Raw genomic sequence first — 10,659 nt, forward strand, 5'->3', positions numbered from 1 at the left:
TAGGACGATAAAAGGTTATCAAACAACCTTTGACACCGATTTAATTATAATTTTGGTGACGTTTTTATATGTGGGCACTAAATTTCTTGATTTTATCGACTCATCCCATTCGAAGAAACAACAAAAGTTGTTAAAAGGATTTATATCAAAAAATGATTCTCCTAATACCACACCCAACATTTCAAGAATAGGCATTTCTTTGGGCTTGGAAAGAGTGTACACAATAGAAATACCTTGAATTAGCTCCCCAGTTGACAGGCTCAAATCAATATCAAATTTATATTTAGTAAGCTTTTCAGATATTAACGTTTCAGGATTTTGTAAATATGTTAAGTCAATAAACTTTTCAATCATTATTAATAAAGTCTTGGTTTATGGCAATATAATCTATTTGGACTTTCTCCAAGCATAAAGACCAAAGATTCTGATTGCCAAATACATAATAAGGTGACGAAAATTATCATTTGGTAAAATCTTGTTAGCTAAAAACAAAAACTGATCGTCCGCAAACTTTCTGGCGCTCTTCTCTCCTAGTTCTTTTTGTCGGTATTGCAAATCATATAAATAGTCATGTACCAAAGCCGCCCGGTTGTATTTGCCTATAGGTGGAAAGAATGACCAAAGCAACATTGGTACACTCGCAAAATCCGTTACATAACCAGCCGGTATCAAAATGGTTGAGCCGTCTGAAAGTGTTTCTTCAAACGGCTCATAGAGCTCCCACCAATCAGATTTGTCGGTGGGAGCTTCACGGTACATCACTACAATCTTATTGTACATTCGTAACAGCAAGCTTGAAGTTGACAAGACTACCCTCAAAAGTAAATCCTTGTAAGGCTTGATTAATCAGCGTCAAACTTTCTTCAGATTTACTCGCACGGTACGACTCTATCAACAAATACAATTCAAAAGGAATCACTTTGCTATCGGTATGATATAACACTGGTGAGGTAAAGTCAAATTGTTGTTCCTCCAAAACAGGTTTATTCGATTTTAAAACAGGTTGACCATTTTCATCAAGCTTTGGAACCATTTGAGTGTATTTCTCAGCCAAAATCTCGTATTGGATTTCGCAAAGTTTTTCACCCTCATACTCAAACAAGTCACGTTTGAGAGAAAAGCGCATTTGGGTAGGAATAACAGTGACCTTGTAGGGTGTCGAAATGTTAATGTTTGCAATTTTCATAAAAGAAATGTGTTTAGAGCGCAAAGTGTGCTTTGCGCTCAGGTGTAAATATTAATATTCAAATACTGGAGTAATAGCGTAAGTCAATGTTTTACCCAAGGGAGCTGTAAAGGTCAACGCATTATCCGTTCCAGCAGTACAGCTTGAGGCAGGTTGAGCCGTAATGGTAACACCTGAACTATCTACGATTTCGAAAGTAAAATCATATCCTCTACGGATATTTCTCGTAACTGCTGCACCTGTGCCATCGACTGAAAACTCTTGTCTACATGTTTTTCTTAAAATTGCTTCAACTGATAAAAAAGCAGCTCCGTTAAAATCCGAATAATGTGGTGCTTTTGACTCTGAATTGGTTTGAATTAATAACAATTCAGTACTCAGTTTTATGTCAAACACTTGTAAAGATTTAATCCTTACCACATGCTCAGTTAATAACAATAGTCTGGTTGGGTTGGGTATATTAATCACTGACGATTGTGTTCCTGCCAGTACACCATTTATTACGAGATTAGCTTCACTAGAAGATAAGCTAACTCCAATTTTATGGTTTGTATTTTGAGCCAAAATACCAGAGCTTTTAGAGAATTGATTAACTCCATCATTAATCGTGTTTAGTGTAATCGTTTTTTCCCTTACAATTACTCTGCTCACATTCCAACCTCCAGACGTATCTGGAGCACGTAACTCTAAAACATTACTTTCACCTGAGTTAGCAAAAGCTAAGCTTGTTTCAATCAACAAACTTAAATCCTTCAATGTGCCAACCTGTTTTTGAAATAGAGTTTCATCAATTCTAAAATAGTCTGCTGCTCTTGTTACTGGAGTAGAATAGGTGGGGATGAAAGATGTATCAACTTCACCATCTTCAAGTTGTGGCATAGAAGAGGTTACAACAGCAACTAAGTTAGCAGGGATTACGCTAAAATACCCTATTGTTTCCTCCGAAGTAGTTGTAAAAACTACTTTGTGTTTATATACTCCTGTAGCGACAAGCGTAGAAACAAAATTATTCACACTTCTAGTTGGAATATCTCCAGCTTTGCGCAAAAAGATTGGTCCAGCAGTTGGATGACTAGAGAAATAACTAAAGATGTAAACTTTGTTAGGTGTAAGAGGAGCATATTGGGTAACCCATGAATCTACCACACTGGTACTTGTGAAAGTATGGGCTTCAAATCCTAGTAAAGTTGTTTTACCTGAATAAACAACATTTGCCCCTTTTGAAAAGAGATTTAATTGAACACTATTTGTTAAATAGTTAGTTCTCGCTCCTTCAAGCAATAACCCTAGTGGTTCTAAACTACCTGAGTCGTAAGTGAAACGTGGGACATTAGCTTTAGCAATTCGAACTTTTCCATCCTTACCAATATAAGTGGCTTGAGAGTTTCGCTGAAAACTGTGCCCAGCATCCAATGAGTTAGCATAAGCAAAAGCTAAATTAAGTACTGGAAAAGCTTGTGGTCTGGTGTATTTTCTTTCGAGAAGTCCAGTTCTTGAAATTATCTCATTCAACTGCTTCCCAACACTATTAGCAGGATAATCCGTTTTGGCAGGATTATGACTAACTTCCCCAGAATCATAAGCATGAAATAAGTTTGGATCAATCTCAAAGTTTTCTGGAAAGCTGTCAGCGACATTGGTATAAGTGATGTCAATAAATGAACGAAACTCCGCTCTTTGCCAAATAGCTAATAACTGCTCTTGAGTTAGGTTATTATTGAGTAAAACTGATTTCCCATCAATAAACACTTGAGCAGTATTTACATATTGGGGTTTAACGGTGAGTGTCTGTGCCATGTCAAAATGTTTGGTATTGATATTGGGTCAAAATGGAAGAAATAAATGTAGGGTTTAGTGGAAGGCTTGGAATAGTAAATCGTCCTGTTAGGGTCAACTCTATAACTTTGCGGTCGGAGGCTAGTCGGTTGTACTGGTAGCGAAAACCGTTTTCTTGGTTTCCATTATAAAACGTATCCGAATCTACCCCACGCCATAAGACTACAAAGCGTCTTTGTTGGTTGGCATAAAGCCAAGTCAATAATGACTCCGATACATTTCTGATTTGACAAGAAATGGTAATCGTGTAGTAGTCACCAGAGCTGTCGTCTATTTGCTGAGCTTCCTGCCAAACTGCATTTTTTTGTAAAAACTCGAATACGGTGATTGGGGAACCATCAAGCAATTGCACACCTGAAACATCGATTGTTTTTACTCTACTTGACTCGATTAATACCAGGTGTGAAATGTATCCGATTGAAGACTTACCATGTCCAAATTTTTCCACTGTGTTCATGGTCAAAACTACCAGAGAAAAAGCGCAATCCATCGGACGAAAATTTGAGCTTTGCAAAAAGTATAGAAACTAAAAAACCGCCTAGAATAGCGATTCTAAGCGGTTTTTTAGTTCTCTATGGTCGGACAAAATTCTTTTGTGTAGGACAAAAAGCCGAAAATTCGGACAATGGGTATATTTTTCGGACAAATCAGCGAAAAGTTTTTTGAAAATCTTTTGAAATTTTGGCCAAATAATCCCTGTAAATTTTCCTTGCTGTTTCCATTTCTATGTCAACGTCTGGAATGATTCCGTACCGATCTAAAAAGCGTCGAATAAATGGAGTGTAGTCAATGGCTCGACTGTATTCGTGTACGCTCCTGACTTCACAAACCAACTCACGTCGAAACTCAGCGTCGATCAGATCACAAAGCTCTTTGGCTTTTTCGACTGGGAAATACGTAGAGTAGCTTTCGTCATAATACTGAAGCTTTAAAACCGTGGAGTTTTCAGGGACTTTGTATTTTTTGGGATATGGATCTACTTTCTGGACAAACTGAATCAATCTACCGAGGTGTGAACGTTTCCCGATTTTTATAAATCCTTTTTCTTGTGTTAAATAGGTACCTTCAATGAATTTTTTAAGATGTGGCGGCACTGCAAATTCGACTTTCTTGATCATAAAAGTTGTGGAGTTGTTAGTGCAATAAAACTGCTTCAAATATAAAGACCTTTATTCAAATAGACCAATCACTTTTTATTTAGTACGTGCATTTAGGTTAGAAATCATTCCAATCAGGGTATCCATTTTATTCGAAACGTTGGTTTGACGAATGGCTGTTTCAACTCCACGGGTTGCTCCGACGTTTTGGTTTACAGCCATTCTAATTTCATTACTCAAGTAAACCCCGTTTTCGCTCAGCTGTACAATCTTCTTGAGTGCTTCGTTTTGCTCACGTAACAATTTGATTTGTTCGTCACCCAACTGTTTGGCTTTTTCCACGTCCGCTTCCGACTCATTGACTTTTTGCGAGTCGGCTGTAAACGAACCATCCGAACCGTCGTCGTAGCGTTTTAGAATAGTCCCGTATTGGTACATTCGCCCGGCGGTATTGAGTGAAGTTATCCCGTTTCTAAATGCCAAAGGTTTGGCACCTTCGCCCATGATATTCATAGTTTGCCAAACAGGCTTTTTAATTCCACGCTTGGCGTTTTCGTGCATCTGCTTAATAATTGGCTGGTTAATTTCTGTTTGGTCAGCATTGACAATGGCCTCCCCTCCTTCCATTTCGCCCAACTCTTTACCTGTTTTGTTATCCACTAAGGCAATACCACCTTTTCCGTAGGTCTTTTCATGCTTGCTCCCTTGAGGCGTAAAACCATAATGAAATTGTGGTTGAGGTTGCGAATTGATTTTGGCTACCTGAATACCCGTCATTACGGCCGACATAGCAGCGAACACCAAGTTTACTGGCCAAAAGCCCGACGCTAGCGCTTTGATGGTCGCCAATGCACCAGTGATAATCGCACTAGCGGTGTCGGCTTTTTTCTGAGCTTGCCAGGCTTTGAGTTTTTCGGCTTTTTCAATTTGTCGAGCACGTTCGTTTTCGGCTTTGATAGCCGCTTCCAAGTCCATTTTGATTTTGATTTGGCGATTTTTCTCATCAGTAGCGGCTTTTACTTTTTCGGCTTTCTCCTTTTCCGCTGCTTTGATTTTATCGTCCATTTCCTGCTTGGCCTGTTCGATACGCTCCTTAGATAGCGCTTTATCCTGCTTAGTTTCGTCATCCAATTCCTCCAAACGTTCCTTGAGCTGTTGTTGACCCGCTTTTATTTTGGCGTCTCTTTCGTCCTCTGCCGCTTTGATAGCCGCTTTCATCGTCTTTTCGGCGGCATCCATTTTCTCCTCTTTCTCCTTCTTAGCTTTTCGGATTTTTTCCTCCAAAGCTTCCTTTTCAGCTTTATCAGTGGCCACTCTCATTTGTGACTCCAAATCCCAAATTTGCTCGTTGAGGGTTTGTTCTAGGTTTTGAAGTCGCTCCGTTTCCTCTTCCTTCAGTTGCTTTACCTTTTCGGTTTCGGCATCTTTCATGGCCAAAAACGATTCAGAATAGTTTTCTTTAAAAGCCTTGATTTTGTCGGCTTTCTCCATGGTATCGTCTTGGAGAATTTTTTCTAAATCCTTTATTCGGCTCGTTTCCGAATCCTTTAGCTGTTTAATTGCGTCGGTATGCTGTTGTTTAACGGAGCGCTCATTATCAATGGCAGCATTCAAATCAGCACTGTTCTGATTGAGCTGTTGTTGCAAAATGGCAACCTTTTCGTCACGTTCTCTCATTGCTTCAGCTATGGCCTTGTCTGCTTTGGCTTTTTCCAGATCTGCCAAAAAGTTGGCGGCTTGCATCGCCATTTGTCCCACCATTTGAAACTTCTCCTGGTTGTTCTGGAGTCGCTTTTGCCAGGCACTTGCTTCTCCCTGTACAATTTGCCCAGCCGCTTCAACGGCTTTGTTTACGTCTCCTTTCAGAAAAGCACTAAAGACATCACTCCAAGCCTTTTGTTTACTTACCTTCCCGTCGATTAGGTCTTTATCAAGCTTACTAATTTCTTGCGTGTATTTGGCTGTTTGTGCTTTCTTTTCGTTTTGATAACGCTCCTCAATCGCTTTTAAAGCCGCTTCTTTCTGTTGGGTATCGCTGATTTCTCGTTCGGCTTTTTTCTTCTCGATCTGGAGCTCTGTATCCAACTTTTCTTGTGTGTACTTCAGCTCAAGCGATAGGCGCTCTTTTCGGATTTCGACCAGCTTTCTGGCATTGGTACCCGCTTGTACTTCTTTCCAGTCGAGCAAAGCGCTTTCGGCTTTTTTCTCCTGTTCCTGTACTAGCTTTTCTGTTTCAAGCCGCTTTTGAGCCGCTTCTTCCTGCTTCTTAGCTTCCTTGGCTTTATACTCATCCCTGACCTTTTGACGCTCCGCTTCAGCTTCTTTTTCAAGAATAGTTTCAAGCTTTTCTTTCAAAGCTTTGTCGGCCAACGAAGCATCATTTTCTGTTTTTCGTTTTCTAGCTTTCTCGTTGATTTTAGCTATTTCACGTTCCAACTCATCCCTTATCGAGTTGATGTTGGTTTCGGCTTCATACTCTGCAATACGCTTGAGTGCTTCTTCATTGGCTTTGGCTATTTGATCAAGGTGTTTCTTTTCTTCATTCTCATCTTTCTTTCGGTTTTTCTCAGCTTCTTTAGCTCGCTTTTCAGCCGCTTTTTTCTGCTCCTCCGTGACTACATTTTGCTTTTTATTTTCGGTAGTAGCTGCTGCCAAAACAGCTTCGGGTTCTAGTTTTTTGGGAGTATCTACCAAGGCATCTTTAAACCCTTTCTTGATTTGGGTAAAGTTATCGTTGGCATGTTTGGTCATGTTGCTAAACTGCTTTTTGACGTCGTCCCAGGTTTTGGAAGCACCCACAAAATCACCTTGTAAAAACTTGACCAAAGCTTTACCACCCGACATCAAAGCACCCAATGACTCAATCATGGCTTGGATGGCCAAAAAGGAAGCCCTAACAGGTAAAAGTAAAGATTGAAACACAACCGCTAAACCCTTCATAACGGTAGTGGCCGAAACGGTTTGTTTACTAAGGTTAGGGAATATCTGTTGTACCAAACCCATCATACTGTTGTATAGGTTGGTCACTTGCTGGAAAAGTGATTTAAAGACAGTAACAACAGGCTCGGAGTTCTGGGCCAGCTCCAACAAGAAATTAGCGACATTGATCACAATGGCCAAAAAGGCATAAAACACGGGTTTGAGCTGCTCACCTACAGCTCCAGCCAATTGCATAAAAGCGTCTCCAAGGTTAGAAGTTTGCCCCTCAAGTTTATTCATCATTTGAGCATTCATACCCGCCACACCGTCGATTTTACCAAAGGCTGCCACCATTTTCATCGCACCTTCTTCGGTGGCCTCCATCGTCACAGTTTGCCCCTTAAAAGTTCCAATAATTTTGTCACCTGACTTTTGTACCTTAATCCCCAACTCATTCCAGCGCTCGGTATTGCTTACGTCCAAAATAGCTTCGTTGACGGCCTCCAATGGCTTACCCAAGGCACTGGCGACGTCGCTCATGGCTAGCATCTGCTCCCTGGTAGGCCTTAACCCACGGTTAACCATTTTGACATAAGACTCTGTGAGTTCCTCCAGTGAAAACGGCGTTTTAGCGGCAATGTCCTTGAGTGCTGCCATGCTTTCCTTGGCTAGCTTCTGAGACTTTAATGATGTAGTTAAAACCGTTTCGTATTTCTCTAGTTTTTGAGTTGTTCCAAAAATTGATTTACCTAGATCAACAGCCCATTGGATAATCTGTAAGGCAATCATAGCCTTAAAGGCTAAATTGACTTTATTTACACCACCCGAAATCTTGTCCCAAAGATTTGGTTTACCTAAATCCTCCCCACCCTTTTTGATGTCGGCAACTTCTTTCCTGACTGCTCCTAATCTCTTTTCTACATCGCCAAGTCGTTTACTAGTTTCAATAAAAGCCTTAGTTCCGGGTTCTAGCTGCTTGAGTTCTTTGTTTAGGGCTTTGGTGTGTTGCTCTAATTGCTGCAGCGTCATTTTGTTGACATCCATGCTCTTCATAGACTTACTCAACTTTTCGGCTTCCTGTTGGGTATCTTTTAATTCCTGTTTATACTTCTTCCAGTTTTCAGAACCTTTGCCGCCGTTTTCTTCAATTTCCTTAATGGTCTTTCTGAGCGCCTTAGCATTATCATTCAAATCCTTGAGCTTCTTGTCCAAATCCCCTGTTTGGCCTTTGAGCTCAAGGGTACCGGTATCTTTAAATTCCATTGGTGTAGATCGTTTTTAGTAGATACTATTTTGAAAAATTCATGGTCAAATCCTGTATTGCTCCTGCTCCAGCATGGCGACGAAGCTCAAAGAAAAATTTGGGTAGAATATCGTTTTTGAGTGGGTCATTATACACCCCTCGGTAACCCCGTTTTACGTTGGGTTCTTTTTTGATAGCATGGCGCATTCCTTCAGCTATTCGAATAACTGTAGCAGTATAACTCCGTGGTGTCAAACCTTTGGGATAACCAGGAATGTAAGGAAACGCACTAACACCTACTTTTTCGACATACTTAATAAAGGGAGACAAAGGAGGCATTCGCTCAAAATTGAGCTGTTTAAGGTCTTTTAGCCTTAGTAACATATCATAGTGAACAAAGGCTTTGATATAGTCTTTCCCTCGTTCGACAGCACCCGACTTGATACTGTTTAGCATGGCGCCCGTCAAGACAATGCCTTGTGCGTTTACCTCTCGACGAAACACCTTTTCGGCCTCATCGACATACTTTTTTAGGATTTCGACAAAGATTGGATTTTCAAGAATGGAGTCTTTCATTTCAGTGTAGTTCTATTCAAGATCTAATTTCTGAAAGACTTTTAGGGAGCTGAAGGACAAAAGAAAAGCGCACCAGTGGTGATGCGCTTTTACCTAATCAAATAGTTCGACACCCGTCTATTAGACGAGGTCATATACAAATATGAAAACTTTACATTAGAAAACCAAAACAATCCACCATTTTTTTAGTAGTTCCAAGTCAGACACTCAGTTTTTGTCTTACCTTGGTTTTTCTTCCCATCAACTGAAAGATTTTTTACAAACTGCTCATGTTTCCAACCAAAACGCTCAATATAGTCTTTCAATATTTCTTCCGGATATGATGAAAGTAAAAATTTACCTTTAAGCTTGCTACAGGCTAGTAAAAGAGCTTCAAAGTCCTCCGTTTTATAACCGGCATAGTGTCCTTGTACCGACGAAACATAAGGAGGGTCAATATAAAAGAATGCGTCGGGGCTATCATAAGCTTTAATCACTTTCAAAGCATCATAACACTCAATTGTCACTTTCCTCATGCGCTGTTGATACTCTCCTGTGAAGTTTTGTTTTTTATTATGTATTCGAAGTGGGCAACTACCATACTTATCATAACCAAAACCACTACCAATCTGACAACCAAAGCTCATCGTTGTTTGAACCCAAAATGCCCACGCTGTCACTAATGGGTCCTTAATCTCTTTTAGGCCTTGTCGGTATTCCTCTCGCGCTATGGTGTGTTGCTTTCTACTGTGGAAAGTCTCATCAATTTTTTGTTGTAGTGCATCAAAGTCATACTTGAGAACTCTGTAAAAGGTGACAACATTGTGATTGATGTCATTAATAATTTCAACTTCACTTTGAGGTTTACTGAAAAAGACGGCTCCACCTCCAAAAAAAGGTTCAACATAGACTTTGTGTTCTGGAATTCTTGGTAAGATTTCCTTGAGCATAGATTGCTTACCACCATAGTAAGCGACAGGAGTTTTCATTTAGAATTAAAAAGTTAGTGTAAAACAGGCTATTCATGTATTGTGGTAACAAAAGTAATTACCCGATAAAAAGCAATTAAGGACATTTTTTTGTCCTTAATTCATTAAGTTTGTACTAATCAATCGGAGACTCACCGATTCAAAAACGAGATACATCATGGAAAAAATAACACTCAGCAACGGCATTGCAATTGCTCAAGCTCACTATGATACCATAGTAAGTCGTGGGAAGAAATTTATGGATCGACAAGTACCTGTCTATATCCGTAGAAACCTGTGGATACCCTGCTATATGACATTCGGTAGTCATGGCGAAAAGTATTTACACATCATACAATTACCAAACGAGTATGACCCTAAAGTACACTTTCAAGCGTACCTTTTGATAGAGAATGAATCAACCTAAATACGTTCTAATTAGGAACGACAAAGCCGCTTCTGAGAATTCAGAAGCGGCTTTTATTTTATGTACCAGAAACCCCAAGTTCCTTGCGGAAATCAAAACTTTCCGAACACTCAAGGAGCTAGATTCTTATATACCTACTAATCCAAATATCCAAGTAAGAGACAATTTACCAATCATTCTTGAAGTGGTAGAAATTGAAGAACATTACACTGAAAAATCTTTATCTGGTGCTTTGAAGTATATGGCTAAATGGTTTTTTTATAATATATTAGTAGAAAAATAATATTCAAACACAAAATGAAAAGATTTTATTTATTTACAAACAATTATAAATAGATAAATCATACTGAATAATAGTTATTTTTAGATATTATTTCTATAAATGACTCTTTTTTCAAATACTTCTTGTGTAGCATCTGAGAAAAAAA

The 10,659-nt window shown here is 39.4% G+C and carries 10 protein-coding genes; 2 read left to right on the forward strand and 8 right to left on the reverse strand.

The window, feature by feature from the left end; genetic code table 11:
- Positions 1–387: 387 nt before the first annotated feature.
- The 8 genes from QM524_RS10380 to QM524_RS10415 all read right to left on the reverse strand — a co-directional run bounded on the left by QM524_RS10380 (position 388) and on the right by QM524_RS10415 (position 9,825).
- Positions 388–780 carry a DUF1353 domain-containing protein gene (locus QM524_RS10380; protein WP_283344522.1) on the reverse strand — a complete coding sequence of 131 codons (393 nt, stop codon included), beginning with the start codon at positions 778–780 and terminating at the stop codon, positions 388–390.
- The gene (locus QM524_RS10385) at positions 770–1,186 is read right to left on the reverse strand and encodes a hypothetical protein (protein ID WP_283344523.1); all 417 of its coding nucleotides are present in this window, start codon (positions 1,184–1,186) and stop codon (positions 770–772) included. The genes QM524_RS10380 and QM524_RS10385 overlap by 11 nt, the downstream gene beginning before the upstream one ends.
- A 51-nt stretch (positions 1,187–1,237) precedes the next feature.
- Entirely contained in the window at positions 1,238–2,983 is a 1,746-nt protein-coding gene (locus tag QM524_RS10390) for a phage head spike fiber domain-containing protein (RefSeq protein ID WP_283344524.1), read from the reverse strand.
- A 1-nt stretch (position 2,984) separates the two neighbouring features.
- Positions 2,985–3,479 (reverse strand): hypothetical protein, encoded by a 495-nt coding sequence (locus QM524_RS10395; RefSeq protein WP_283344525.1) that lies wholly within the window; start codon positions 3,477–3,479, stop codon positions 2,985–2,987.
- 190 nt (positions 3,480–3,669) lie between these two features.
- Positions 3,670–4,140 (reverse strand): hypothetical protein, encoded by a 471-nt coding sequence (locus tag QM524_RS10400; protein ID WP_283344526.1) that lies wholly within the window; start codon positions 4,138–4,140, stop codon positions 3,670–3,672.
- Between the two features lie 75 nt (positions 4,141–4,215).
- The gene (locus tag QM524_RS10405; protein WP_283344527.1) at positions 4,216–8,301 is read right to left on the reverse strand and encodes a hypothetical protein; all 4,086 of its coding nucleotides are present in this window, start codon (positions 8,299–8,301) and stop codon (positions 4,216–4,218) included.
- A 25-nt stretch (positions 8,302–8,326) separates the two neighbouring features.
- Entirely contained in the window at positions 8,327–8,857 is a 531-nt protein-coding gene (locus QM524_RS10410; protein ID WP_283344528.1) for a hypothetical protein, read from the reverse strand.
- A gap of 185 nt (positions 8,858–9,042) precedes the next feature.
- Positions 9,043–9,825, reverse strand: a complete 783-nt coding sequence (locus QM524_RS10415; protein ID WP_283344529.1) for a DNA adenine methylase — start codon at positions 9,823–9,825, stop codon at positions 9,043–9,045.
- Positions 9,826–9,982: 157 nt separating this feature from the next.
- Between QM524_RS10415 and QM524_RS10420 the strand changes: the two genes are divergently transcribed.
- Both QM524_RS10420 and QM524_RS10425 read left to right on the forward strand, forming a co-directional pair.
- Positions 9,983–10,231 (forward strand): hypothetical protein, encoded by a 249-nt coding sequence (locus QM524_RS10420; protein WP_283344530.1) that lies wholly within the window; start codon positions 9,983–9,985, stop codon positions 10,229–10,231.
- The gene (locus tag QM524_RS10425) at positions 10,218–10,514 is read left to right on the forward strand and encodes a hypothetical protein (RefSeq protein WP_283344531.1); all 297 of its coding nucleotides are present in this window, start codon (positions 10,218–10,220) and stop codon (positions 10,512–10,514) included. Before QM524_RS10420 ends, QM524_RS10425 begins: the two co-directional genes overlap by 14 nt.
- Positions 10,515–10,659: the final 145 nt, after the last annotated feature.

The sequence above is a fragment of the Flectobacillus roseus genome (assembly GCF_030056595.1).
Lineage (GTDB): Bacteria > Bacteroidota > Bacteroidia > Cytophagales > Spirosomataceae > Flectobacillus > Flectobacillus roseus.

Excerpts from the sequence above, each read along its gene's own strand:
- QM524_RS10415 (WP_283344529.1), bottom strand. The coding sequence starts at position 9,825 with ATGAAAACTCCTGTCGCTTACTATGGTGGTAAGCAATCTATGCTCAAG.
- QM524_RS10400 (WP_283344526.1), bottom strand. The coding sequence starts at position 4,140 with ATGATCAAGAAAGTCGAATTTGCAGTGCCGCCACATCTTAAAAAATTC.
- QM524_RS10385 (WP_283344523.1), bottom strand. The coding sequence starts at position 1,186 with ATGAAAATTGCAAACATTAACATTTCGACACCCTACAAGGTCACTGTT.
- QM524_RS10380 (WP_283344522.1), bottom strand. The coding sequence starts at position 780 with ATGTACAATAAGATTGTAGTGATGTACCGTGAAGCTCCCACCGACAAA.
- QM524_RS10425 (WP_283344531.1), top strand. The coding sequence starts at position 10,218 with ATGAATCAACCTAAATACGTTCTAATTAGGAACGACAAAGCCGCTTCT.
- QM524_RS10390 (WP_283344524.1), bottom strand. The coding sequence starts at position 2,983 with ATGGCACAGACACTCACCGTTAAACCCCAATATGTAAATACTGCTCAA.
- QM524_RS10420 (WP_283344530.1), top strand. The coding sequence starts at position 9,983 with ATGGAAAAAATAACACTCAGCAACGGCATTGCAATTGCTCAAGCTCAC.
- QM524_RS10395 (WP_283344525.1), bottom strand. The coding sequence starts at position 3,479 with ATGAACACAGTGGAAAAATTTGGACATGGTAAGTCTTCAATCGGATAC.
- QM524_RS10405 (WP_283344527.1), bottom strand. The coding sequence starts at position 8,301 with ATGGAATTTAAAGATACCGGTACCCTTGAGCTCAAAGGCCAAACAGGG.
- QM524_RS10410 (WP_283344528.1), bottom strand. The coding sequence starts at position 8,857 with ATGAAAGACTCCATTCTTGAAAATCCAATCTTTGTCGAAATCCTAAAA.